Origin of the sequence: Xenorhabdus szentirmaii DSM 16338, from assembly GCF_002632585.1 — a bacterium.
Classification (GTDB): domain Bacteria; phylum Pseudomonadota; class Gammaproteobacteria; order Enterobacterales; family Enterobacteriaceae; genus Xenorhabdus; species Xenorhabdus szentirmaii.
In genome coordinates this window covers 685,158-708,510 of the sequence record NZ_NIBV01000001.1, presented here as the reverse complement: position 1 = coordinate 708,510, position 23,353 = coordinate 685,158, and the positions used below count along the sequence as shown (strand labels likewise).

At 44.4% G+C, this 23,353-nt stretch carries 22 protein-coding genes, 3 tRNA genes and 3 rRNA genes; 21 read left to right on the top strand and 7 right to left on the bottom strand.

Annotated features, from left to right (window positions below):
• Positions 1 to 2 precede the first annotated feature (2 nt).
• The 6 genes from rpsK to Xsze_RS03295 all read left to right on the top strand — a co-directional run bounded on the left by rpsK (position 3) and on the right by Xsze_RS03295 (position 3,389).
• Positions 3 to 392 (top strand): 30S ribosomal protein S11, encoded by a 390-nt coding sequence (gene rpsK, locus Xsze_RS03320; protein ID WP_002919257.1) that lies wholly within the window; start codon positions 3 to 5, stop codon positions 390 to 392.
• Between the two features lie 35 nt (positions 393 to 427).
• A complete protein-coding gene (gene rpsD, locus Xsze_RS03315; protein ID WP_038240467.1) occupies positions 428 to 1,048 on the top strand; it encodes a 30S ribosomal protein S4 in 621 nt (206 codons plus the stop codon).
• 25 nt (positions 1,049 to 1,073) lie between these two features.
• The gene (locus tag Xsze_RS03310; protein ID WP_038240465.1) at positions 1,074 to 2,063 is read left to right on the top strand and encodes a DNA-directed RNA polymerase subunit alpha; all 990 of its coding nucleotides are present in this window, start codon (positions 1,074 to 1,076) and stop codon (positions 2,061 to 2,063) included.
• A gap of 40 nt (positions 2,064 to 2,103) precedes the next feature.
• Positions 2,104 to 2,496 carry a 50S ribosomal protein L17 gene (gene rplQ / locus Xsze_RS03305; RefSeq protein ID WP_010847501.1) on the top strand — a complete coding sequence of 131 codons (393 nt, stop codon included), beginning with the start codon at positions 2,104 to 2,106 and terminating at the stop codon, positions 2,494 to 2,496.
• Between the two features lie 173 nt (positions 2,497 to 2,669).
• Complete coding sequence (gene zntR, locus Xsze_RS03300) at positions 2,670 to 3,083, top strand: Zn(2+)-responsive transcriptional regulator (protein ID WP_038240463.1); 414 nt, start codon at positions 2,670 to 2,672, stop codon at positions 3,081 to 3,083.
• Positions 3,084 to 3,185: 102 nt separating this feature from the next.
• Positions 3,186 to 3,389, top strand: coding sequence for an alternative ribosome-rescue factor A (locus Xsze_RS03295; RefSeq protein WP_038240461.1), 204 nt, complete (start codon positions 3,186 to 3,188; stop codon positions 3,387 to 3,389).
• A gap of 66 nt (positions 3,390 to 3,455) precedes the next feature.
• Here the strand turns inward: Xsze_RS03295 and trkA are convergent, their stop codons facing one another.
• The 4 genes from trkA to def all read right to left on the bottom strand — a co-directional run bounded on the left by trkA (position 3,456) and on the right by def (position 7,786).
• Positions 3,456 to 4,832, bottom strand: coding sequence for a Trk system potassium transporter TrkA (trkA, locus tag Xsze_RS03290; protein WP_038240459.1), 1,377 nt, complete (start codon positions 4,830 to 4,832; stop codon positions 3,456 to 3,458).
• A gap of 95 nt (positions 4,833 to 4,927) precedes the next feature.
• Positions 4,928 to 6,220 (bottom strand): 16S rRNA (cytosine(967)-C(5))-methyltransferase RsmB, encoded by a 1,293-nt coding sequence (rsmB, locus tag Xsze_RS03285; protein WP_038240457.1) that lies wholly within the window; start codon positions 6,218 to 6,220, stop codon positions 4,928 to 4,930.
• Positions 6,221 to 6,300: 80 nt separating this feature from the next.
• On the bottom strand, positions 6,301 to 7,248 hold the full coding sequence (fmt, locus tag Xsze_RS03280) for a methionyl-tRNA formyltransferase (protein WP_038240455.1): 948 nt from the start codon (positions 7,246 to 7,248) through the stop codon (positions 6,301 to 6,303).
• A gap of 25 nt (positions 7,249 to 7,273) precedes the next feature.
• On the bottom strand, positions 7,274 to 7,786 hold the full coding sequence (gene def, locus Xsze_RS03275) for a peptide deformylase (protein ID WP_038240453.1): 513 nt from the start codon (positions 7,784 to 7,786) through the stop codon (positions 7,274 to 7,276).
• Positions 7,787 to 7,917: 131 nt separating this feature from the next.
• Here def and dprA point away from each other — a divergent pair, with 131 nt between their 5' ends.
• The 5 genes from dprA to Xsze_RS03250 are packed head-to-tail and all read left to right on the top strand — an operon-like array spanning position 7,918 to position 11,279.
• Positions 7,918 to 9,006, top strand: coding sequence for a DNA-protecting protein DprA (dprA, locus tag Xsze_RS03270; RefSeq protein ID WP_038240450.1), 1,089 nt, complete (start codon positions 7,918 to 7,920; stop codon positions 9,004 to 9,006).
• Between the two features lie 56 nt (positions 9,007 to 9,062).
• Entirely contained in the window at positions 9,063 to 9,623 is a 561-nt protein-coding gene (locus tag Xsze_RS03265) for a DNA topoisomerase family protein (protein WP_038240448.1), read from the top strand.
• Positions 9,616 to 10,185, top strand: coding sequence for an L-threonylcarbamoyladenylate synthase type 1 TsaC (tsaC, locus tag Xsze_RS03260; protein ID WP_038240446.1), 570 nt, complete (start codon positions 9,616 to 9,618; stop codon positions 10,183 to 10,185). The genes Xsze_RS03265 and tsaC overlap by 8 nt, the downstream gene beginning before the upstream one ends.
• A gap of 6 nt (positions 10,186 to 10,191) precedes the next feature.
• The gene (gene aroE, locus Xsze_RS03255; protein WP_038240444.1) at positions 10,192 to 11,010 is read left to right on the top strand and encodes a shikimate dehydrogenase; all 819 of its coding nucleotides are present in this window, start codon (positions 10,192 to 10,194) and stop codon (positions 11,008 to 11,010) included.
• Positions 11,007 to 11,279: a DUF1488 family protein gene (locus tag Xsze_RS03250; protein WP_038240443.1), complete on the top strand. Its 273-nt coding sequence runs from the start codon at positions 11,007 to 11,009 to the stop codon at positions 11,277 to 11,279. The genes aroE and Xsze_RS03250 overlap by 4 nt, the downstream gene beginning before the upstream one ends.
• Here the strand turns inward: Xsze_RS03250 and Xsze_RS03245 are convergent.
• On the bottom strand, positions 11,243 to 11,800 hold the full coding sequence (locus Xsze_RS03245) for a gamma carbonic anhydrase family protein (protein WP_038240441.1): 558 nt from the start codon (positions 11,798 to 11,800) through the stop codon (positions 11,243 to 11,245). The two genes, Xsze_RS03250 and Xsze_RS03245, sit on opposite strands and share 37 nt — an antisense overlap.
• A gap of 479 nt (positions 11,801 to 12,279) precedes the next feature.
• Between Xsze_RS03245 and Xsze_RS03240 the strand changes: the two genes are divergently transcribed.
• The 6 genes from Xsze_RS03240 (at position 12,280) to Xsze_RS03215 (ending at position 17,509) form a co-directional block, all read left to right on the top strand.
• Positions 12,280 to 13,822 (top strand): 16S ribosomal RNA (locus Xsze_RS03240).
• Positions 13,823 to 13,906: 84 nt separating this feature from the next.
• A tRNA-Glu gene (locus Xsze_RS03235) sits at positions 13,907 to 13,982 on the top strand.
• A gap of 195 nt (positions 13,983 to 14,177) precedes the next feature.
• Positions 14,178 to 17,087 (top strand): 23S ribosomal RNA (locus tag Xsze_RS03230).
• 89 nt (positions 17,088 to 17,176) lie between these two features.
• Positions 17,177 to 17,292, top strand: a 5S ribosomal RNA gene (gene rrf, locus Xsze_RS03225).
• The 16S, 23S and 5S rRNA genes sit together here with 3 tRNA genes alongside, the layout of an rRNA operon.
• Before the next feature lie 56 nt (positions 17,293 to 17,348).
• Positions 17,349 to 17,425: transfer RNA gene (locus Xsze_RS03220), tRNA-Asp, on the top strand.
• 8 nt (positions 17,426 to 17,433) lie between these two features.
• Positions 17,434 to 17,509: transfer RNA gene (locus Xsze_RS03215), tRNA-Trp, on the top strand.
• 220 nt (positions 17,510 to 17,729) lie between these two features.
• On the opposite strand, the gene hdfR is transcribed toward Xsze_RS03215, so the two are convergent.
• The gene (hdfR, locus tag Xsze_RS03210) at positions 17,730 to 18,569 is read right to left on the bottom strand and encodes an HTH-type transcriptional regulator HdfR (protein ID WP_038242114.1); all 840 of its coding nucleotides are present in this window, start codon (positions 18,567 to 18,569) and stop codon (positions 17,730 to 17,732) included.
• 116 nt (positions 18,570 to 18,685) lie between these two features.
• Here hdfR and Xsze_RS03205 point away from each other — a divergent pair, with 116 nt between their 5' ends.
• Positions 18,686 to 19,024 (top strand): MaoP family protein, encoded by a 339-nt coding sequence (locus tag Xsze_RS03205; RefSeq protein WP_038242111.1) that lies wholly within the window; start codon positions 18,686 to 18,688, stop codon positions 19,022 to 19,024.
• Between the two features lie 58 nt (positions 19,025 to 19,082).
• On the opposite strand, the gene Xsze_RS03200 is transcribed toward Xsze_RS03205, so the two are convergent.
• A complete protein-coding gene (locus Xsze_RS03200) occupies positions 19,083 to 20,609 on the bottom strand; it encodes a YifB family Mg chelatase-like AAA ATPase (protein WP_038242108.1) in 1,527 nt (508 codons plus the stop codon).
• Between the two features lie 597 nt (positions 20,610 to 21,206).
• Here Xsze_RS03200 and Xsze_RS03195 point away from each other — a divergent pair.
• The 3 genes from Xsze_RS03195 (at position 21,207) to ilvM (ending at position 23,346) form a co-directional block, all read left to right on the top strand.
• Positions 21,207 to 21,299, top strand: coding sequence for an IlvGEDA operon leader peptide (locus Xsze_RS03195; RefSeq protein ID WP_099139063.1), 93 nt, complete (start codon positions 21,207 to 21,209; stop codon positions 21,297 to 21,299).
• Positions 21,300 to 21,448: 149 nt separating this feature from the next.
• A complete protein-coding gene (gene ilvG / locus Xsze_RS03190; protein WP_099139104.1) occupies positions 21,449 to 23,095 on the top strand; it encodes an acetolactate synthase 2 catalytic subunit in 1,647 nt (548 codons plus the stop codon).
• Positions 23,092 to 23,346, top strand: coding sequence for an acetolactate synthase 2 small subunit (gene ilvM / locus Xsze_RS03185; RefSeq protein WP_038242204.1), 255 nt, complete (start codon positions 23,092 to 23,094; stop codon positions 23,344 to 23,346). The genes ilvG and ilvM overlap by 4 nt, the downstream gene beginning before the upstream one ends.
• Positions 23,347 to 23,353 lie beyond the last annotated feature (7 nt).

The window sequence follows — 23,353 nt, the reverse complement described above, 5'->3', positions numbered from 1 at the left end:
TAATGGCAAAAGCACCTATTCGTGCACGTAAGCGTGTAAGAAAACAAGTCTCTGACGGTGTGGCTCATATCCATGCTTCTTTCAACAACACCATCGTTACTATTACTGATCGTCAGGGTAACGCATTGGGTTGGGCAACTGCCGGTGGTTCCGGTTTCCGTGGTTCTCGTAAATCTACTCCGTTTGCGGCTCAGGTTGCAGCAGAACGCTGTGCTGAAGCAGTAAAAGAATACGGAATTAAGAACCTGGAAGTTATGGTAAAAGGACCTGGTCCTGGTCGTGAGTCAACTATCCGCGCATTAAACGCGGCTGGTTTCCGCATCACTAATATTACTGATGTGACTCCGATTCCTCATAACGGTTGTCGTCCACCGAAAAAACGTCGCGTTTAATACGTCTTCGTTTTTAGGATTGTTGGAGAAAGAAAATGGCAAGATATTTGGGTCCTAAGCTCAAGCTGAGCCGTCGCGAGGGTACAGACCTTTTCCTGAAGTCTGGCGTTCGCGCGATTGACACCAAGTGTAAGTTAGAACAAGCACCAGGCCAGCACGGCGCACGTAAACCGCGTCTGTCTGACTATGGTGTGCAGTTACGTGAAAAACAAAAAGTTCGTCGTATTTACGGTGTTCTGGAGCGTCAATTCCGTAACTACTATAAAGAAGCTACTCGTCTGAAAGGCAACACAGGTGAAAACCTGCTGAATTTGCTTGAAAGTCGTTTGGATAACGTCGTTTATCGTATGGGCTTTGGCGCGACTCGTGCTGAATCACGTCAGATGGTAAGCCACAAGGCTATCATGGTAAATGGTCACGTCGTTAACATCGCTTCTTATCAGGTATCCCCGAATGACGTAGTCAGCGTTCGTGAAAAAGCGAAGAAGCAGGCTCGCATTAAAGCAGCCTTAGAGCTGGCTGAGCAGCGTGAGAAACCAACTTGGTTGGAAGTTGATGCTGCGAAGATGGAAGGTGTGTTCAAGCGTATTCCTGAACGTACTGATCTATCCGCTGACATTAACGAACACCTGATCGTCGAGCTTTACTCTAAGTAAAGCTTAGCACCAAAGAGAGGACACAATGCAGGGTTCTGTGACAGAGTTTCTAAAACCGCGCCTGGTAGATATCGAGCAAGTCAGTTCGACGCACGCCAAGGTGACCCTTGAGCCATTAGAGCGTGGCTTTGGCCATACTCTTGGCAACGCACTGCGCCGTATTCTGCTTTCGTCTATGCCGGGTTGTGCGGTGACTGAGGTTGAGATTGATGGTGTACTGCATGAGTACAGCACCAAAGAAGGTGTACAGGAAGATATCCTGGAGATTCTCCTCAATCTGAAAGGGCTGGCGGTGAAAGTTCAGGGTAAAGATGAAGTTATCATTACCTTGAATAAATCTGGCATTGGCCCTGTGACTGCAGCCGACATCATCCATGATGGTGATGTCGAAATCGTCAAGCCGCAGCACGTAATCTGCCATCTGACTGACGAAAGCGCTTCCATTAGTATGCGTATTAAAGTTCAGCGCGGTCGTGGTTATGTGCCGGCTTCTGCCCGAATTCATTCGGAAGAAGATGAGCGCCCTATCGGTCGTTTGTTAGTAGATGCTTGCTATAGCCCAGTAGAGCGTATTGCCTACAATGTTGAAGCAGCTCGTGTAGAACAGCGTACTGACCTGGATAAGCTGGTTATCGAGATGGAGACTAACGGTACAATCGATCCTGAAGAAGCGATTCGCCGTGCAGCTACCATTCTGGCTGAACAACTGGAAGCTTTTGTTGACTTACGTGATGTACGTCAACCAGAAGTTAAAGAAGAGAAGCCAGAGTTTGATCCGATCCTGCTGCGCCCTGTTGACGATCTGGAATTGACTGTCCGCTCTGCTAACTGCCTTAAAGCAGAAGCTATCCACTACATCGGTGATCTGGTACAGCGTACCGAGGTTGAGTTACTTAAGACACCTAACCTGGGTAAAAAATCTCTTACTGAGATTAAAGACGTACTGGCGTCACGTGGGCTTTCTCTGGGCATGCGCCTGGAAAATTGGCCACCAGCAAGTATTGCTGATGAATAACTAGATCACAGGTTAAGGTTTTACTGAGAAGGATAAGGTCATGCGCCATCGTAAGAGTGGTCGTCAATTGAACCGCAACAGCAGCCATCGCCAAGCTATGTTCCGTAATATGGCAGGTTCTTTGGTTCGTCATGAAATCATCAAGACGACTCTGCCTAAAGCGAAAGAACTGCGTCGCGTAGTTGAGCCGCTGATTACTCTTGCCAAGACCGACAGCGTAGCTAATCGTCGTCTGGCATTCGCCCGTACTCGTGACAATGAGATCGTGGCAAAACTGTTTAATGAACTGGGCCCGCGTTTCGCGAGCCGCGCAGGTGGTTACACTCGTATTTTGAAGTGTGGCTTCCGTGCAGGTGACAATGCACCGATGGCATATATCGAGCTTGTTGACCGCGCAGCTGAGTCTCAGACAGAAGCAGCATCTGCAGAATAATCTGTAGGAGCGTAAAAAACCGGGATAATACCCGGTTTTTTATTGCTTACTGATAAATTCCTTTCACTACTATCCCATCTATTCGTCTGAAAACTTGCCTTAATCGGGTGATTTATTAATCTATTCTGGTAGTATAATTGTTATTCATATCCTATTTTATAGGAGTATCTCCTATGTACCGTATTGGTCAATTAGCTAAATTGGCAAAAGTAACTCCCGACACAATTCGTTTTTATGAAAAACAGGGCTTGATGGACCACAAGGGAAGAACAGAAGGGGGTTATAGATTATATATAGAGCAAGATTTACAGAGGCTAAAGTTTATTCGTTATGCAAAACAGTTGGGTTTTACATTAGAAGCAATTATTGAATTATTGTCAATTCGTGTAGATCCTGAACATCATACTTGTCAGGAATCGAAGCAAATTGTTGACTGTAGGCTACAAGAAATAGAAGAAAAATTGTTAGAAATGCAAAAGATGCGTAATTCATTAAAAATGTTGAGTGACGCATGTTGTGGTAGTGCTCATACAAGCACATATTGCTCTATATTAGAAATATTAGAGGAAGGCGCTGCAAATAAATAATTTTTCTTTATTATTTTGTATGCGAAGAGTACAATCGGACTGTTTTTCATCAACTTGTAATTATAATGACTTAATTGTTCTATTAATTATTAAAGGTCCTTTATGACAACATATCACCATAAAAAAGGCATTATCAAAGATAATGCGATAGAAGCTCTGTTACATGATCCCTTGTTTAGACAAAGAGTAGAAAAGAATAAAAAAGGTAAAGGAAGTTACAGTCGCAAAGAAAAAAACGGTAAAAACGGTAAAAACGGTAAAAACGGTAAAAATGGTAATTGGGAGGCCAATAATAGTAATTTTTGAAGTTATTATTATTGGCCTTCTAATTTATTAAGTAAGAATATCTCATCAATCGAACGAGATTTATGTCTAAAGGAAAAAAGGACTTGGCTGGAAAAGTTTTTCTACTTCTGGGACAAACTTTTTATCAGTAATAAACATGATCACATGATCACCTTGCAGAATCACACTGTAATCATTAGCAATTATGACTTCTTCATCACGTACGATAGCGCCAATCGTTGTTCCTGGTGGTAATTTGATATCGCCAATTTTGCGTCCGACAACCTTTGATGTATGTTCGTCACCATGTGCGATAGCTTCGATAGCTTCCGCAACTCCTCTTCTTAGAGAAAATACGCTGACAATATCTGCTTTACGTACATGACCTAGCAATGCTGATACTGTTGCTTGCTGAGGTGAAATTGCGATATCAATAACTCCACCTTGAACTAAATCGACATATGCACTACGTTGAATAAGTACCATTGCTTTTTTGGCGCCCATTCGTTTTGCAAGCATAGCTGACATGATGTTAGCTTCGTCATCATTTGTTAATGCGATAAAAACATCAACTTGCTCTATATGCTCTTCGGCGAGTAGCTCTTGGTCAGATGCATCTCCGTAGAATACGATAGTATCGTGCAATAATTCCGCGAGTTCTGTGGCTCTTTCCTGATTATGCTCAATCAATTTAACACTGTAATCTTTTTCAAGTCGCAGAGCTAAGCCAGCACCAACATTGCCACCTCCGACAATCATGATGCGTTTATAAGGTTTTTCAAGACGCTGTAATTCACTCATTACTGCCCTTATATGTTGTGATGCAGCAACGAAAAAAACTTCGTCTCCAGCTTCAATAATTGTTGAGCCTTGCGGTCTTATGGGTCGGTCTTGACGAAATATTGCAGCCACTTTGCTATCAATATGCGGCATATGTTCTCTGAGTGAAGATAAGGCGTTACCGACTAATGAGCCACCATAATAGGCTTTTACTGCAACAATGCTGACACGGCCTTCCGCAAAATTAACAACTTGTAGCGCACCCGGGTATTGAATTAATTTATATATGTAATCAATGACTAATTGCTCGGGAGAGATTAAATAGTCTATAGGAATATCATCAGGTTGGAATAATTTGTCTGATTCACGAATATATTCAGAGGATCGTATTCTGGCGACCTTGTTTGGTGTATTAAATAGGGAGTAGGCAATCTGACAGGCAATCATGTTGGTTTCATCTGAATTAGTCACAGCAACCAACATATCCGCATCTTCAGCTCCTGCTTCTTTCAATACCCTGGGATGGGAGCCATGACCATTTACAACCCGGAGATCAAATTTGTCCTGCAACTGGCGCAAACGGTCGGTATTGGTATCAACGACAGTAATATCATTGTTTTCATCAACCAAATTCTCGGCTAGCGTACCACCAACTTGGCCTGCACCCAGAATAATTATCTTCATAGTATTTTCTTCTTAATTAGAAGCTGTGTTCCTATTCTTGATATTTTAGCAAACAATATAAGGCTCTCCCGTTTCAATTAAACGAGAGAGAACTGTTACTGTTTGATCAAACGAGCATAAAAGAAGCCGTCTCCGCCAGTCACTTCAGGAACGACTTGAATTCCGGGACTTTCTAAGGTGCCGGTTTCCGACAATATGGCATCTGTATGACGTTTCAAAAATGAGCTAATTTGCTCACTATTTTCTTGAGGTAAAATTGAACAGGTAGCATAAACCAATGTGCCATTTTTCTTTAAATATGGCCATATGGCATCAAGAATTTCTGTTTGCAATGTAACTAATTGATTAATATCTTCATTTCTGCGTAACCATTTTATATCCGGATGGCGACGAATAACACCAGTTGCAGAACAAGGAGCATCGAGAAGAATGCGATCAAATTGTTCACCTGCTGCCCATTCTTGCGGAAGGCGACCATCACCCTTTTTGACGACAGCATGTAAATTAAGGCGTTGTAAATTTTCGTTTACCCGTTTAATTCTTTGTTCGTCAATATCAATAGCGAGGACTTTAGATTTTGGTGCAACCTCAAGTATATGGGTTGTTTTTCCCCCTGGCGCAGCACAGAGATCTAATATGGATTCTCCATTAGATGGAGCTAAAAGTTCAGCACACCTTTGAGCAGAGCGATCTTGAATTGTGACCCACCCTTTTTCAAAGCCTGGCAACGTATTGACGGGGCAAGGAGTTACCAGACGAATGGCATGTGGATGATTAATATCCATTTCTGCTCGTATATCCGCTTCTTCTAATAGAGTGAGGTATTGGTCAGTTGTATGGTGAAGCTGATTCACTCGTAACCACATGGGGGGTTTTTGGTTATTGGCATCTACTATATCCTTCCAAACTTGGGGGTAAGCGTTTTGAATACGTTCTAATAGCCATTTAGGATGTAGATGTGGATTAATATCATGATTATTTGACTGTTCTACTAATTCGTGTTGTTGGCGCTGAAATTGGCGAAGAACACCGTTGATTAATCCTTTTAACTGTGGTTTTTTTAAGTTTATAGCACCATTGACGGTTTCAGCTAATGCAGCGTGTGCAGGTATACGTGTATATGTAAGCTGATATATACCAACCATGATTAAGTAGTGGAAAATACGTTGTTTTCCTTTCAATGGTTTTTCCATTAATTGGCTAATAAACCACTCAAGCTGAGGTAATACTCTCATCACGCCAAAGCAAAGCTCTTGTAGTAAAGCCTTATCCTTGTCGGAAACTTTCTGTTGTAGTTCAGGCAGCACTGTGCTGAGAGATTGACCTTGCTCAAGTACTTGAGTGATCGCTTTTGCAGCGATGCTTCGCAGGTTATATGTATTTTTCATGGTATGGTCTAAAGAGCTAACTATTGTCAGCATAATAAGTAGGAAGAAGCCCGTATGTTAGGCATACGGGCAAATTAATATCAGATGATTTTACTACCTGGTGTAAACCACTCACGTCTGGAGTTTAAGAGGTCGGCAGCTGACATTGCTTTTTTTCCAGGTGGTTGTAGCTGAGTGATATTCAGTATTCCATCGACGGTCGCGACTTGAATACCGGTCTTATCTGCTTTGATAATTGTTCCCGGAGTTTGGGTAGTTTGTTCTGTGATGACTTCTGCTTGCCAAATCTTGATTGGCTGCTCATTTATATTGAAGAAACTTAAAGGCCAAGGATTGAAAGCGCGAACACAACGTTCAAGCTGAGCTGCAGGCAAATTCCAATCGACTTTTGCCTCATCTTTGCTTAGTTTCTCTGCATAAGTTGCAAGATCATTATCTTGTACTTCTGGCTGGCATTTTCCAGAGGTAATTAAATCTAAGGTATCAAGTAACGCTTTAGGGCCGGTTTCAGCAAGTTTTTCGTACAAACTTGCGCTGGTATCTTCACTTGTAATAGGGCAAATAGCTTTGAGCAACATATTGCCAGTATCCAGCCCTGCATCCATTTGCATGATCGTGACCCCGGTTTCTTCATCCCCAGCCCAAACTGAACGCTGGATTGGTGCAGCACCACGCCAGCGGGGTAACAAAGAACCGTGAACATTCAGGCACCCTAGGCGTGGAATATCTAAAACGGCTTGCGGGAGTATCAATCCATATGCAACAACAATCATAATATCTGCTTGTTGTTCCATAACCCATTGCTGATTTTCTTCTGCACGTAAGGTTTTTGGCTGGAAAACAGGAATTCCATATTCTTCAGCCAATACCTTTACGGGGCTTGGTGTCAGTTTTTTACCTCTTCCTGCCGGCTTATCTGGTCGAGTGAGTACTCCAACAACTTGGTGTTGGGAGTTTAGTAAAGCTGCCAAATGGCGAGCTGCGAAATCAGGTGTTCCGGCAAAAATAATACGTAAAGAATCAGACACTGTTATTTCCTGCAATAATAAAAGATTATTTGCTCTTAGCTCTTAATCGGTCAATTTTTTCAACTTTCTGGCGGATGCGTTGGCGTTTCAATGGCGACAGGTAATCGACAAAGAGTTTACCGACCAAGTGATCCATTTCATGCTGGATGCAAATTGCCAGCAGGCCATCAGCTTCCAATTCAAATGGTTGCCCGTGATAATCCAACGCCTTAATTTTGACTTGTTCAAAACGAGGTACAAATCCACGTTGTTCAGGAACAGATAGACAACCTTCTTCTATTCCTGTTTCGCCAGATTCATTGACTAATTCTGGATTAATAAGTACGAGACGCTGTTTACGATCTTCAGAAACATCAATAACGATAATTCTTTGATGAATATCGACTTGTGTTGCAGCTAAGCCAATACCTTCCTCTGCATACATCGTTTCAAACATATCATCAATGATGTGCTGGATCTCTGCATCAACTTTTTCTACTGGCTTTGCAATTGTGCGAAGGCGCTCGTCTGGGTAATGTAATACTTGTAAAACTGGCATATATGTTTAGAACTGCATCCAAAAAGTAAGTGATAATTAATGCCTATTCTAGACATTTCCCGGATGGATTGACAGTATTGAGCATAAATTAATCATGCAAGTACTACTTTCAATCAAGTCAGGATGACGATATGGAAATGATGGAAATATGGCTGAGAATGAGCATGGTTTCTCATCTGTCAGCTGTAAAAGCGGTGCCTATTATTGAATGTTTGTCGCAAGCCAAGCGATTGAATACTAATTCCCTTAAAGCATGTGGCCTGTCATCGACACAGTGTTTGCAATTTACTAAGGTCAACCCTTCCGCGTTAATTTCAGCCCTTAAATGGTTAGAACAGCCTGAGAACCATTTACTGACTTTCTCTCATCCTGCCTATCCTCCTTTATTAAAGCAGATACATTCTCCTCCTCTTGTACTTTTTGTGATGGGTGAAGTGTCGGTCTTATCCCAACAACAAATTTCAATGGTTGGCAGCAGGGCTGCAACTTTTTATGGAGAGAAGTGGGGAAGGCTATTTGCTGGTGAATTGGCTAAAAATAATTTAGTAATAACAAGTGGATTGGCAATTGGTATTGATGGTATTTGTCATCAGGCAGCTCTTGATGCAGGTGGAAAAACTATTGCAGTACTCGGCAGTGGGTTTGAGAATATTTATCCCAGTCGACATCAATCTTTGGCCCAACATATTAAAAAGAACGGGGCATTAATTTCTGAGTTTTTTCCAAACACACCGCCCAGAGCCAAAAATTTTCCAAGGAGAAATCGGATTATTAGTGGTCTGAGTTTAGCTCTCTTGATTGTGGAGGCACATAAGAATAGTGGATCGTTAATTACGGCCCGTTGTGCTCTTGAACAAGGACGGGATATTTTTGCTTTACCCGGGCCACTAGGTTCAGCCTCAAATGAAGGAAATCATTGGTTGATTAAGCAAGGAGCTTATTTAGCAACAAATGTAGCTGATGTCATGGAACATATTACTGCATCATTTCAATGGATTAATATGGAAGAAAAAGGGGAGGAAATGGAGAATGAACAATTTGAGCAAACAGAGTTGCCATTTGCCGATGTGCTGGTTAACGTAGGTGACGAAGTTACACCTATTGATGTTGTTGCCAACCGCTCTTCTCTACCGGTTACAGAAGTTATGACCAAATTATTGGAGCTGGAACTGATGGGAAAGGTTGCTGTTGTTGCTGGTGGGTATGTGCGAATCAATTGATATATCTAATTAGTGTTTTTCCAATGTCATGGTGGTCGGTATTCCGCGAGTAAAATATGTCTAATAAAGTTCCCTTTGCCATAAAAGAAACAGAAAATTGTCCTAAGTGTGGGGCCAGGTTAGTTATCCGCAATGGTGCCCATGGACCATTTTATGCGTGCTCGAGTTATCCAGATTGTCATTATCTTCGTCCTTTGAAAACTCAGGGAGACGAGCATATTGTTAAAGAGCTTGAAGGGCAAATATGTCCGAAATGTGGTTTTACTCTGGTCTTACGACAAGGGCGTTATGGTATGTTCATTAGTTGTGGTCATTATCCTGAATGTGGGCACACAGAATTAATTGATAAACCGGACGATACATCAATTAACTGCCCTCAATGTCAACAAGGGAAATTACTTCAGCGTAAGTCTCGTTTTGGCAAAATATTTCATTCTTGTAGTCGCTATCCTGAGTGTCAGTTTGCACTCAACAATAAACCGATTTCAGGTGAATGTGAGTTTTGTCACTACCCGTTATTAATAGAAAAGCGTACTTCCCAAGGTATAAAATTAGTTTGTGCCAGTAAATTGTGTAGTAAGCAGCAACCCACTGAAATTGAGAAAAATAATGAGTGATGAAATTTCTCCTGCATTTGATGTCATTATCACGGCCTTAAAAGAAGAAAAAGTGATTGCCTATCCAACAGAAGCGGTTTTTGGCTTGGGTTGTGATCCGGATAGCGAGGAGGCTGTACAAGAGTTATTGGCACTGAAAAATAGGTCTTGGGCAAAAGGGTTAATCTTGATTGCTGATAATTACGAACGATTACTTCCTTATATTGACGATTCTCAACTGAGTGATAAGCAAAAAGAAACTATGTTTTCTTTCTGGCCCGGGCCAGTCACATGGGTTATCCCTGCTAAAAAAACGACGCCTATATGGTTAACAGGTAAGTTTGAAACTTTAGCTGTTCGAGTTACGGATCATCCTTTGGTTAAACAACTATGTTCTATTTATGAAAAACCTCTGGTTTCTACCAGCGCAAATCTGAGTGGATTAGAGCCATGTCGGAGTGTGGAAGAAGTTCGTCAACAATTTGGTAAACGTATTCCAGTGTTGGAAGGAGAAGTTGGGGGTCGTAAAAATCCATCAGAAATCAGAGATGCCTTAACAGGTAATCTATATCGGCAAGGATAGAAAGTAATGGATAAATTCGCGGTTTTTGGAAATCCGATTGGGCATAGTAAATCTCCTTATATTCATCGATTATTTGCTGAACAAACCGGTATTGACCATCAATATGGGCGAATATTGTCTCCGGTAGAACATTTTGAAAAAACCTTAGCCCGTTTTTTTGAGCAGGGAGGAATAGGAGCGAATATTACTGTTCCTTTCAAAGAGAGAGCCTACCAATACTCAGATGAGTTAACTGAACGAGCAAAGATCAGTGGTGCAGTTAATACATTAAAACGGATAGAAGGAAATCGGCTGCTTGGTGATAATACAGATGGCATTGGTCTTTTAGCGGACTTGCAGCGGCTCAATTTCATTTCTGGGGCACAGAATATTTTGATTATTGGTGCAGGTGGAGCAGCGAAAGGGGTTTTGTCTCCTTTGTTGTCTTTGAGTTGTTCAATTACTATGACTAACCGTACATTTGAGCGTGCCCAAATAATCGCGGATAAATTTTCTCCATTGGGTGATATCAGAGCTGTTGAAATGGAAAATCTTATTTCCCCTGCTTTTGACATCATCATTAATGCAACAGCCTCCGGTATTAATGGCGAAATTCCTGCGATATCCCCGATGGTTTTCCAAAACAATAGTATCTGCTATGACATGTATTATCAGAAGGGGTTAACACCATTTCTCCGTTTTGCTCAGCAAAATGGTGTCTCTCGTTTGGCTGATGGGTTAGGAATGTTAGTTGGGCAGGCTGCTCATGCTTTTGAATTGTGGCATGGGGTGTTTCCAGAAATAGAACCTGTTTTAACTGCCTTAAGACGAGAGTTACATGCATGAATCAATCAATTCAATTTCCTGATCGTGAAGAATGGGATGAAGTCGGAAACAGAGTGATGTTTCCAGCAATCGTAGATGGTTTGCTGGTGGAATGTATGATGAGTGCTGATGTAATCATTGAGCGTTATGGTGAGGCTCATCACCCACTCGAATTATTCCGTCAACACCGTTGGGATCTGGAAGAAGAGTTTGAAACAGTAATTTTGAGTGGGCAAGATGATCAATTTGGGCGCTACTTTTTGCCTTCAGACTGCTCTGCTAATAAATAGTTATCTTTCCAGCGAACATAGTTATTAGCTGAATAAAGTAGTCCTTCCAATTCTTCAGGTTTGAGTTTTCTAACTTGTTTGGCTGGGCTACCTATATATAAATACCCACTCTCTAATTTTTTTCCGGGAGGAACAAGACTACCGGCACCAATGATGACATCGTCTTCAATAATAGCATTATCAAGTAAAATAGAACCCATGCCGATCAATACTCGATTCCCAACTTTGCATCCATGCAGCATCGCTTTATGACCTACAGTGACATCTTCCCCAATTTTCAATGGAAAACCGTCGGGATTGTCATTGGATTTATGGGTCACATGTAAAACAGAACCATCCTGAATGTTTGTACGTGAACCAATTAAGACATAATTAACATCTCCTCGGATCACGACAAGAGGCCAAATACTGACGTTATCGGCTAATCTGACATCACCAATGACAACAGAAGATGGATCTAAAAAGACTTTTTGACCAACCTGAGGATAAAAATCTAGATACTGACGTAAAACAACAGACATAAAAACCTCAATAATTAAAGGCGGCTAACAATCAATAGAAATATTATTGAGGAAAAGATCACCATGCAATGAAAAGATTTGCCTTAAATTTAGCCAAATTGGATTGTTTTTACAGCTAAAAGAACAAAAAATATTCACTTGGAAATAAAATTCAAAAAAACTATTGCCAGTCTCAGAAAACGTCCTATAATGCGCCACCACTGACCGACGCTGAGCTGAGACATGCCACTGAGGGAAGTGAGAGAAAAGCGAAAATAAACGCTTGACTCTGGAGGCGAAAAGCGTAGGATACGCAGCCTCGCAACCCGGAAGAGCCTTCCCGGTTGCCCCGCTCTTTAACAACTGAATCAGACAATCTGTGTGGGCACTCGCAGGACACTATCAAACGCCGAAAGGCGAAAAGATTAAAGTCTTGAAGAGTGAACAACAGTTAATTCATTACGAACTAACAGTATAATTCTTTGAGCATCAAACGCTTTTAATTGAAGAGTTTGATCATGGCTCAGATTGAACGCTGGCGGCAGGCCTAACACATGCAAGTCGAGCGGCAGCGGGAAGAAGCGTGCTTCTTTGCCGGCGAGCGGCGGACGGGTGAGTAATGTCTGGGGATCTGCCCGATGGAGGGGGATAACCACTGGAAACGGTGGCTAATACCGCATGACCTCTTGGGAGCAAAGTGGGGGACCTTCGGGCCTCACGCCATCGGATGAACCCAGATGGGATTAGCTAGTAGGCGGGGTAACGGCCCACCTAGGCGACGATCCCTAGCTGGTCTGAGAGGATGACCAGCCACACTGGGACTGAGACACGGCCCAGACTCCTACGGGAGGCAGCAGTGGGGAATATTGCACAATGGGCGCAAGCCTGATGCAGCCATGCCGCGTGTATGAAGAAGGCCTTCGGGTTGTAAAGTACTTTCAGCGGGGAGGAAGGCGTGAGTCTGAATACGGCTTACGATTGACGTTACCCGCAGAAGAAGCACCGGCTAACTCCGTGCCAGCAGCCGCGGTAATACGGAGGGTGCAAGCGTTAATCGGAATTACTGGGCGTAAAGCGCACGCAGGCGGTCAATTAAGTTAGATGTGAAATCCCCGGGCTTAACCCGGGAACGGCATCTAAGACTGGTTGGCTAGAGTCTCGTAGAGGGGGGTAGAATTCCACGTGTAGCGGTGAAATGCGTAGAGATGTGGAGGAATACCGGTGGCGAAGGCGGCCCCCTGGACGAAGACTGACGCTCAGGTGCGAAAGCGTGGGGAGCAAACAGGATTAGATACCCTGGTAGTCCACGCTGTAAACGATGTCGATTTGGAGGTTGTGCCCCTGAGGCGTGGCTTCCGGAGCTAACGCGTTAAATCGACCGCCTGGGGAGTACGGTCGCAAGATTAAAACTCAAATGAATTGACGGGGGCCCGCACAAGCGGTGGAGCATGTGGTTTAATTCGATGCAACGCGAAGAACCTTACCTACTCTTGACATCCACGGAATTTGGCAGAGATGCTGAAGTGCCTTCGGGAACCGTGAGACAGGTGCTGCATGGCTGTCGTCAGCTCGTGTTGTGAAATGTTGGGTTAAGTCCCGCAACGAGCGCAACCCTTATCCTTTGTTGCCAGCACGTGATGGTGGGAACTCAAGGGAGACTGCCGGTGATAAACCGGAGGAAGGTGGGGATGACGTCAAGTCATCATGGCCCTTACGAGTAGGGCTACACACGTGCTACAATGGCAGATACAAAGAGAAGCGACCTCGCGAGAGCAAGCGGAACTCATAAAGTCTGTCGTAGTCCGGATTGGAGTCTGCAACTCGACTCCATGAAGTCGGAATCGCTAGTAATCGTAGATCAGAATGCTACGGTGAATACGTTCCCGGGCCTTGTACACACCGCCCGTCACACCATGGGAGTGGGTTGCAAAAGAAGTAGGTAGCTTAACCTTCGGGAGGGCGCTTACCACTTTGTGATTCATGACTGGGGTGAAGTCGTAACAAGGTAACCGTAGGGGAACCTGCGGTTGGATCACCTCCTTACCTAAAGATAGTGGATTTTGTGCAGTGCCCACACAGATTGTCTGATGAAAGAAGAATGAGCAGCGTCTGCGAAGAAGACTTGATGTCCCCTTCGTCTAGAGGCCTAGGACACCGCCCTTTCACGGCGGTAACAGGGGTTCGAATCCCCTAGGGGACGCCACTTTGCTCAGGCCCTGGGTGAAAGACGGTGCCAGTCGATATTGCTAAGCGTGGCTTGCGAGCCGGTTTAGCAATATTTTGCTCTTTAACAATCTGGAACAAGCTGAAAATTTGAAACAATCAGCTTATCGTCAGCGACGGTAAGACTGATGAGTCTCTCAATAGACTCCAACCTGAAGACACCTTCGGGTTGTGAGGTTAAGCGACTAAGCGTACACGGTGGATGCCTAGGCAGTCAGAGGCGATGAAGGACGTGCTAATCTGCGAAAAGCGCCGGTAAGGTGATATGAACCGCTATAGCCGGCGATGTCCGAATGGGGAAACCCAGTGCAATCCGTTGCACTATCGTTTGATGAATTCATAGTCAAGCGAGGCGAACCGGGGGAACTGAAACATCTCAGTACCCCGAGGAAAAGAAATCAACCGAGATTCCCCCAGTAGCGGCGAGCGAACGGGGAGGAGCCCAGAACCAGCAACGGCTTGTGTGTCAGTGGAAACGCCTGGAAAGGCGTGCAGTAAAGGGTGATAGCCCCGTACACGAAGATGCACAGGCCGGGAGTTCGATGAGTAGGGCGGGACACGTGGTATCCTGTCTGAACATGGGGGGACCATCCTCCAAGGCTAAATACTCCTGACTGACCGATAGTGAACCAGTACCGTGAGGGAAAGGCGAAAAGAACCCCGGCGAGGGGAGTGAAAGAGAACCTGAAACCGTGTACGTACAAGCAGTGGGAGCACCCCTTGTGGGTGTGACTGCGTACCTTTTGTATAATGGGTCAGCGACTTATATTCTGTAGCAAGGTTAACCGCATAGGGGAGCCGCAGGGAAACCGAGTCTTAACTGGGCGTTAAGTTGCAGGGTATAGACCCGAAACCCGGTGATCTAGCCATGGGCAGGTTGAAGGTTGGGTAACACTAACTGGAGGACCGAACCGACTAATGTTGAAAAATTAGCGGATGACTTGTGGCTGGGGGTGAAAGGCCAATCAAACCGGGAGATAGCTGGTTCTCCCCGAAAGCTATTTAGGTAGCGCCTCGTGAATTCATCTTCGGGGGTAGAGCACTGTTTCGGCTAGGGGGTCATCCCGACTTACCAACCCGATGCAAACTGCGAATACCGAAGAATGTTATCACGGGAGACACACGGCGGGTGCTAACGTCCGTCGTGAAGAGGGAAACAACCCAGACCGCCAGCTAAGGTCCCCAAGTCATGGTTAAGTGGGAAACGAAGTGGGAAGGCTCAGACAGCCAGGATGTTGGCTTAGAAGCAGCCATCATTTAAAGAAAGCGTAATAGCTCACTGGTCGAGTCGGCCTGCGCGGAAGATGTAACGGGGCTAAACCATGCACCGAAGCTGCGGCAGCGACACGTTTGTGTTGTTGGGTAGGGGAGCGTTCTGTAAGCCGTTGAAGGTGGCCTGTGAGGGCCGCTGGAGGTATCAGAAGTGCGAATGCTGACATAAGTAACGATAAAGCGGGTGAAAAACCCGCTCGCCGGAAGACCAAGGGTTCCTGTCCAACGTTAATCGGGGCAGGGTGAGTCGACCCCTAAGGCGAGGCCGAAAGGCGTAGTCGATGGGAAACAGGTTAATATTCCTGTACTCGGTGTTACTGCGAAGGGGGGACGGAGAAGGCTAGGCCAGCCGGGCGACGGTTTGTCCCGGTTTAAGCGTGTAGGTGGGGCGTCTTGGTAAATCCGGACGGCCAATAACACTGAGGCGTGATGACGAGGCACTACGGTGCTGAAGTGGTTGATGCCCTGCTTCCAGGAAAAGCCTCTAAGCTCCAGGTAACATTGAATCGTACCCCAAACCGACACAGGTGGTCAGGTAGAGAATACTCAGGCGCTTGAGAGAACTCGGGTGAAGGAACTAGGCAAAATGGTGCCGTAACTTCGGGAGAAGGCACGCTGGCGTCAGGTGAAGGGACTTGCTCCCGGAGCCGAGGCCAGTCGCAGATACCAGCTGGCTGCAACTGTTTAATAAAAACACAGCACTGTGCAAACACGAAAGTGGACGTATACGGTGTGACGCCTGCCCGGTGCTGGAAGGTTAATTGATGGGGTTAGCGGCAACGCGACGCTCTTGATCGAAGCCCCAGTAAACGGCGGCCGTAACTATAACGGTCCTAAGGTAGCGAAATTCCTTGTCGGGTAAGTTCCGACCTGCACGAATGGCGTAATGATGGCCAGGCTGTCTCCACCCGAGACTCAGTGAAATTGAACTCGCTGTGAAGATGCAGTGTACCCGCGGCAAGACGGAAAGACCCCGTGAACCTTTACTATAGCTTGACACTGAACCTTGAGCCTTGATGTGTAGGATAGGTGGGAGGCCCGGAAGTGCGGACGCCAGTCTGCATGGAGCCATCCTTGAAATACCACCCTTGAATGTTTGATGTTCTAACGTCGGCCCGTTATCCGGGTCGCGGACAGTGTCTGGTGGGTAGTTTGACTGGGGCGGTCTCCTCCCAAAGCGTAACGGAGGAGCACGAAGGTTAGCTAATCACGGTCGGACATCGTGAGGTTAGTGCAAAGGCATAAGCTAGCTTGACTGCGAGAGTGACGGCTCGAGCAGGTACGAAAGTAGGTCTTAGTGATCCGGTGGTTCTGAATGGAAGGGCCATCGCTCAACGGATAAAAGGTACTCCGGGGATAACAGGCTGATACCGCCCAAGAGTTCATATCGACGGCGGTGTTTGGCACCTCGATGTCGGCTCATCACATCCTGGGGCTGAAGTAGGTCCCAAGGGTACGGCTGTTCGCCGTTTAAAGTGGTACGCGAGCTGGGTTTAGAACGTCGTGAGACAGTTCGGTCCCTATCTGCCGTGGGCGTTGGAAGATTGAAAGGGGCTGCTCCTAGTACGAGAGGACCGGAGTGGACGCACCACTGGTGTTCGGGTTGTCATGCCAATGGCATTGCCCGGTAGCTACGTGCGGAAGAGATAACCGCTGAAAGCATCTAAGCGGGAAACTTGCCTTGAGATGAGTCTTCCCTGACTCCTTGAGAGTCCTAAAGGAACGTTCGAGACGAGGACGTGGATAGGCTGGGTGTGTAAGCGTTGCGAGACGTTGAGCTAACCAGTACTAATGAACCGTGCGGCTTAACCTGACAACACCGAAGGTGTTTTGTGGAGTATAAAGAAGAGACGGGTTTCAGATGAAAGAAAACAGCTTGTTCGGGATTGAAAACAGGATTTGTCTGGCGGCAATAGCGCGGTGGTCCCACCTGACCCCATGCCGAACTCAGCAGTGAAACGCCGTAGCGCCGATGGTAGTGTGGGGTCTCCCCATGTGAGAGTAGGATACTGCCAGACATTCAATTAAAAGCCGGTTGCCGGCCCAAAAGGCAGCCAGGTTAACGAAATTCGGTGGTGCGGTAGTTCAGTTGGTTAGAATACCGGCCTGTCACGCCGGGGGTCGCGGGTTCGAGTCCCGTCCGCACCGCCACCGTATTTAGGGGCGTAGTTCAATTGGTAGAGCACCGGTCTCCAAAACCGGGTGTTGGGAGTTCGAGTCTCTCCGCCCCTGCCAGTTAACAACTAAGTAATAATTGATATAGCTTTCAGATTAATAGCCCAGCTAATTTTAGCTGGGTTTTTTCTTTTTGTATTTTCTATCGAGCACTAACTCCTTACAGAAGTTATTCTTCTGTGTCTTCTATCTTCATTAAATTTCTTTACCCTGATACAAAATACCGTGCACATGCCATCACAAGTTATGGAGTCGGCTATGTGTATTTTGGTTATGTAATTTATGCAGTTATAGGCGCTTTCTCGACAGGAATTTTGAGTAATTGCTGGATAAAGGTTTGCTGATCACTGTTTTGCAACCATACAGCATACAGCGGGCGTTCTATTATCTCATTATTGGCCGATGACGTTACAAGTTGGGGGTACTCATCTTGCCAATGTACTGGAAGGAAGGCGGCTGCATTTACACTATTTAATAATTCTCTGGCGATGTGTGCTGATGTGGTTGTGATAATTGGAGGATGATCGCTTTTTAGCGTTTTTTGCTCTTGTTGATGAAAATCGGCTCCCCATTCCAGTTTGATATAGTTTTCAACGCCATTTTCAAGGTTATGTTGGGTTGTTAATAAAACAAGTTGGATATTACCGAATAGCTGGCTTCTGAACTCATCCATTTTGGGAGGTTCTGTCGTAATCAGAAGATCGAGTTCTCGGGAATGTAATTGTTTGACTAGTGACTGGCGGGTAGAAATGAGGGTTTCTATCCTGGTTTCTTGATGAAGTTGGTAAAATGAATTTAACCAAGTAGTTAGATACCCTTCCCATAAGGATGCGGTAGCACCAATGGAAAGTTTTGTATGCTGAGCAACATAATTAATTTCTTTCTTCGCTAATTGCCACGTATTCATGAGTGACTCAGCATAAGGTACAAGGCGTTCTCCGGCTGCGGTCAGACGGATATTATTGCGATGCCGTGTGAATAAATTGGTGCCCAACTGATTTTCAAGTTGCCGGATCCGAAAGCTAACAGCAGATTGTGTTAGATAGAGCGATTCAGCTGCCCGACCAAAGTGACGAGTCTTACTGACTTCCAAAAAGGTTTTCAGTAATTCAGTGTCCACATGCATCTCCAATAGTTTTTGTCGTTAAGATTTAAATATTTTGTTTTACAGAATGTCAAGCCTCCCTAATACTCCGCGCCATAATTGGTATGACATTAGAGTTAGGAGTGTGTCAGATGGCTGAAAGCTTCATCACGACTAATCGTTTTTTTGATAATAAAAATTACCCACGTGGATTTTCCCGTCATGGTGATTTCACCATCAAAGAGGCCCAATTACTAGAGCGCAGTGGTCATGCGTTCAATGAATTGGATCTTGGTAAACGCGAACCTCAAACAGAAGAAGAAAAGCTGTTTGTTGCTGTTTGCCGTGGTGAAAGAGCCCCTGTGACAGTAGAAGAAAAGGTATGGACGAAGTATTTGGGGAAAATTAGTCGTCCGAAACGTTTTCATACTCTGTCTGGTGGAAAACCACAGGTAGATTCCACTGAGGACTATACCGATACTGATGATTAATACCATCATTGATATTAATGATCTAGACAAGATAGGGGCAAAGTTGCCCCTTTTTTAATTATCCTACCTGTTTCTGCAATTGAATAAGTAACCTATCCATATTTCGATAACTGAGTGCTTCCATAATATCCACTTTTTCTATTCTTTTTTGCTCTTTTAGATCCGCAATCGTACGGGACACTTTAAGGATCCTATTCCAGGCACGTATGGATAGCCCTAGTTTTAACAGCGTATTTTCTAAAAAAATGGCATCTTCCGTTCTGAGTTTACATACATTTTCTGTTTGTTTACTATCGAGCTGGGCATTGATACAACCACACCGTTCTATTTGTATTTTTCTGGCAGTTTGTACCCGTTTTTTTATTTCCTCACTATTTTCACTGTTTTTTGTTGAAGCTTTGCTCAATGTTCCCGGTGGAAGTAGCGGTACTTCAATTGAAAGGTCAAAGCGATCTAAAAAAGGGCCAGATAGTTTAGATAAATAGCGTAGTACCTGTTGTGGGCTGCTGCGATTATTTATTCCTTGGTAATAACCGGTTGGGCTGGGATTCATTGCTGCAATCAATTGCACTTGAGCAGGAAAACAGACTTTTGCTTTTGCACGTGAAATCACTATCTCGCCAGATTCCAGCGGCTCACGCAGTGCATCAAGAACACTTCGGTTGAATTCGGGTAATTCATCCAAAAATAACACTCCATTGTGTGCAAGGGATATTTCTCCCGGTTTAGGTATTGAACCACCACCTACCAGTGCTGCCATTGATGAACTGTGATGAGGAGCCCTAAATGGCCGCGTATGCCATTTTTTGGGGTTTGTTGGATGATCGATCAGGCTATTGATTGCAGCGACTTCCAGAGCCTCCTGATGCGTTAATGGGGGCAGTAATCCACATAAACGGCTGGCAAGCATGGTCTTTCCTGTTCCCGGTGGACCGAGCAGAAGAAGGTTATGGCCGCCAGAAGCAGTCACCTCCAATGCTCTTTTAGCTTGTTCCTGCCCAATAATATCCTGTATGTCTAAAATCGGAGGAGAGCTCCATGGTTCAACGTCTGAAGGGCAAGATAAAATATCCTGATTCCCTTGTAGAAAATGGCAGACTTGAAGTAAGTGATTTGCTATCAATGCTTCATTCTGAGATAAAATTGCCAGTTCGGTTTGGTTTTCTGAGGACAAAATAAGCTGCCTTCCTGCCCGTTTTGCGCTCAGTGCTGCGGGAATTGCTCCTGTTATTCGACGTATTTCCCCTGAAAGGGCCAACTCCCCTAAAAGTTCATAACCAGATAGTCTATCGGTAGCAATTTGCTCTGATGCCGCCAAGATTGCAATAGCAATGGGTAAATCATACCTTCCTCCTTCTTTTGGGAGATCGGCAGGGGCCAGATTGACAGTGATCCTTTTGGGGGGATAAGTAAAGCCACTATTGATCAGGGCACTTCTGACCCGGTCTCTGGCTTCTTTAACGGTCGTTTCGGGCAAGCCAACAAGGGTTAAACCGGGTAAGCCATTACTGATATGTGCTTCTATTGTGACGAGAGGGGAATCAATACCAATGGTTGCCCGTGTATGAATGACGGCAAGTGCCATGATGCTCTCCTTAGCAAGAAAGCACTTATCATGAATCGATAAAAAATAATAAAAAGTCGCCTGTGGTTATTTTGCGAAGAGATTCGTAAAAATAGTTATTATAGTAACGATATTGAGAACCATTTTAGTAATTAGATAATAATAACATTATGTTATTTATGATTAATGTGGCATTTTGGAATTGTTTTAATAAAAAATTAACGCTATTTCGGATGGTGTGATACTTTTATCATTCAATTGTAATAATTAATTTTTGTTCATTATTTTCAAATTGAAAAACTATAAATAATAATAACTTACAAAAGATAATTATCGGTATTTATGATGGTTTTCGTTGTATTCATTAAAGATAGATGATTAACATGTTTTTTGATTTTATGATCTATTAAATATTTTATTAATCAGATGGATAGTGGATTATTTTAGTTGTTAAAGTAAACAATCTCAGCACTTTCATCTAATTTGTTATCTATCTAAATGAAAAGTATCAATAAAATAAATTTGTTATGAAAAAATAAAAATAATTATTGTCAATAATCATAGAAAGTGATAACTATTAAATATACGTCAAACATACGAGTTAAAACGAACCAAATTATGAATACTTTAGTCCTAGTGATTAGCCTAATTATTAGCGTGGTGGTGATTATTCCACCGTGCGGGGCTGCACTTGGACGAAAGAAGGCTTAGAAAAAGAGAGCCAGACTTCAAAAAGACCCCCGCACCGAAAGGCGCGGGGGTTTTTTTTAGGGCAATTTTTTAGTTTAGAGAAGAAAAACAAGCATAACAAAACATCACAACCAGCCGGTGACACGGTAAGCACGACAAGGGGAGACGCAATGAACGGGGCACAATCGGTTATAGAGGCATTACGAGCGCAGGGAATTGAAAAAGTTTTTGGTTATCCTGGTGGAACTATCATGCCAGTTTATGATGCATTGTATGAGGGTGAGATTGAGCACGTATTATGCCGTCATGAACAAGGTGCTGCTATGGCTGCAATTGGTTATGCCAGAGCAAGCGGGAAACCGGGGGTTTGTATTGCGACATCAGGGCCAGGTGCGACAAATCTAGTCACGGGATTGGCTGATGCGTTGTTGGATTCTGTTCCTGTTGTGGCAATTACAGGCCAAGTAAATACTGCGCTTATCGGAACGGATGCTTTTCAGGAAATTGATATGTTAGGCATGTCTCTTTCCTGTACGAAGCACAGTTTTCTGGTTGATTCGTTAGAGAAATTACCGCAAATCATGGCAGAAGCCTTTACTATCGCGATGAGTGACCGTCCTGGCCCTGTCCTTGTTGATTTACCCAAAGATATTCAATTGGCTCAAGGCGATTTTGCGCCATATCTGGTATCTGTAGCCCCGGAGTTCTCTCTGCCTGAACAAGAAATAGAGCAAGCCCGTCAATTGTTGGCATCGTCTCAAAAACCTGTCTTATACGTGGGCGGGGGGGTGGGTATGTCGGGCGCGGTTCCAGAATTACGTCGCTTTGTTGCAGAAACAGGCATGCCGGTTGTGTCTACATTAAAAGGCTTAGGCGCTGCGGATTTTGAACATGAATGCTATTTAGGCATGTTGGGAATGCACGGAACCAAAGCGGCGAATCTCGCGGTTCAGGCTTGTGATTTGCTGGTTGCCGTCGGTGCACGTTTCGATGACCGTGTGACAGGAAAGCTGAGCAATTTTGCCCCTCATGCCAAAGTGATCCATCTGGATGTTGATCCCGCTGAATTCAATAAATTACGCCAGATCCATGTTTCATTGCAAGGGGATGTAAAAACATTGCTGCCCCATTTACAACAATCTTTATCGATTCAGGCTTGGCAGCAAGAAGTACAACAATTAAAAAACGAACACGCCTGGTGTTATGACTACCAGGGGGAAGGTATTTATGCCCCGCTTCTTCTGAAACAGATATCTGATCGTGCTCCATCCAACACAATGATGACAACCGATGTTGGGCAGCATCAGATGTGGACGGCTCAGCATATGTCATTCAGCCAGCCAGAGAATTTCATCACATCCAGCGGATTGGGGACGATGGGATTTGGCATTCCGGCAGCGATTGGTGCTCAGTTGGCACGTCCGCAAGATATGGTGATCTGCATATCGGGTGATGGCTCTTTCATGATGAATGTTCAGGAATTGGGCACAATCAAACGTAAGCAGTTACCCATTAAAATCGTGTTATTGGATAACCAGCGATTGGGAATGGTTCGTCAGTGGCAAGAACTGTTTTTTGACAAACGATATAGCGAAACGACTTTAACGGATAACCCTGACTTTCTGACATTGGCTCAGGCCTTTGGAATACCGGGCCAGCGGATCACAGAACAATCACAAGTCAGCGGTGCGCTGGATGCTTTATTTAACAGCGAGGGCGCGTATTTATTACACGTATCCATTGATGAATTAGAGAATGTCTGGCCATTAGTTCCCCCAGGTTCAAGCAACGAAGTTATGTTGGAGAAGTCATTATGATGCATCATCAACTTGCTATTCAGGCGAAATTTTGTCCTGAAATTTTGGAGCGAATTCTGAGAGTCACCCGTCATCGTGGATTTCAGATATGCGCATTGAATATGGATCATACAACGGATAGTGGTAATGTAAGTATTGAACTCACTGTATCCAGTCAGCGTTCGATTAATTTACTGTTTTCTCAATTGATGAAATTAGTGGATGTTGCTGGTGTCGAGATCAAACACAAAGAATCACAATTAAGTGCATAGTGCACAA

What these genes read in the sequence shown, in the direction of transcription:
- Xsze_RS03250 (WP_038240443.1), top strand. Translation starts at nt 11,007, where the DNA reads ATGAATCAATCAATTCAATTTCCTGATCGTGAAGAATGGGATGAAGTC.
- ilvM (WP_038242204.1), top strand. Translation starts at nt 23,092, where the DNA reads ATGATGCATCATCAACTTGCTATTCAGGCGAAATTTTGTCCTGAAATT.
- tsaC (WP_038240446.1), top strand. Translation starts at nt 9,616, where the DNA reads ATGAGTGATGAAATTTCTCCTGCATTTGATGTCATTATCACGGCCTTA.
- rsmB (WP_038240457.1), bottom strand. Translation starts at nt 6,220, where the DNA reads ATGAAAAATACATATAACCTGCGAAGCATCGCTGCAAAAGCGATCACT.
- ilvG (WP_099139104.1), top strand. Translation starts at nt 21,449, where the DNA reads ATGAACGGGGCACAATCGGTTATAGAGGCATTACGAGCGCAGGGAATT.
- zntR (WP_038240463.1), top strand. Translation starts at nt 2,670, where the DNA reads ATGTACCGTATTGGTCAATTAGCTAAATTGGCAAAAGTAACTCCCGAC.
- def (WP_038240453.1), bottom strand. Translation starts at nt 7,786, where the DNA reads ATGCCAGTTTTACAAGTATTACATTACCCAGACGAGCGCCTTCGCACA.
- Xsze_RS03205 (WP_038242111.1), top strand. Translation starts at nt 18,686, where the DNA reads ATGGCTGAAAGCTTCATCACGACTAATCGTTTTTTTGATAATAAAAAT.
- dprA (WP_038240450.1), top strand. Translation starts at nt 7,918, where the DNA reads ATGGAAATGATGGAAATATGGCTGAGAATGAGCATGGTTTCTCATCTG.
- Xsze_RS03200 (WP_038242108.1), bottom strand. Translation starts at nt 20,609, where the DNA reads ATGGCACTTGCCGTCATTCATACACGGGCAACCATTGGTATTGATTCC.
- rpsK (WP_002919257.1), top strand. Translation starts at nt 3, where the DNA reads ATGGCAAAAGCACCTATTCGTGCACGTAAGCGTGTAAGAAAACAAGTC.
- Xsze_RS03265 (WP_038240448.1), top strand. Translation starts at nt 9,063, where the DNA reads ATGTCTAATAAAGTTCCCTTTGCCATAAAAGAAACAGAAAATTGTCCT.
- Xsze_RS03310 (WP_038240465.1), top strand. Translation starts at nt 1,074, where the DNA reads ATGCAGGGTTCTGTGACAGAGTTTCTAAAACCGCGCCTGGTAGATATC.
- Xsze_RS03245 (WP_038240441.1), bottom strand. Translation starts at nt 11,800, where the DNA reads ATGTCTGTTGTTTTACGTCAGTATCTAGATTTTTATCCTCAGGTTGGT.
- rpsD (WP_038240467.1), top strand. Translation starts at nt 428, where the DNA reads ATGGCAAGATATTTGGGTCCTAAGCTCAAGCTGAGCCGTCGCGAGGGT.
- Xsze_RS03295 (WP_038240461.1), top strand. Translation starts at nt 3,186, where the DNA reads ATGACAACATATCACCATAAAAAAGGCATTATCAAAGATAATGCGATA.
- rplQ (WP_010847501.1), top strand. Translation starts at nt 2,104, where the DNA reads ATGCGCCATCGTAAGAGTGGTCGTCAATTGAACCGCAACAGCAGCCAT.
- Xsze_RS03195 (WP_099139063.1), top strand. Translation starts at nt 21,207, where the DNA reads ATGAATACTTTAGTCCTAGTGATTAGCCTAATTATTAGCGTGGTGGTG.
- trkA (WP_038240459.1), bottom strand. Translation starts at nt 4,832, where the DNA reads ATGAAGATAATTATTCTGGGTGCAGGCCAAGTTGGTGGTACGCTAGCC.
- aroE (WP_038240444.1), top strand. Translation starts at nt 10,192, where the DNA reads ATGGATAAATTCGCGGTTTTTGGAAATCCGATTGGGCATAGTAAATCT.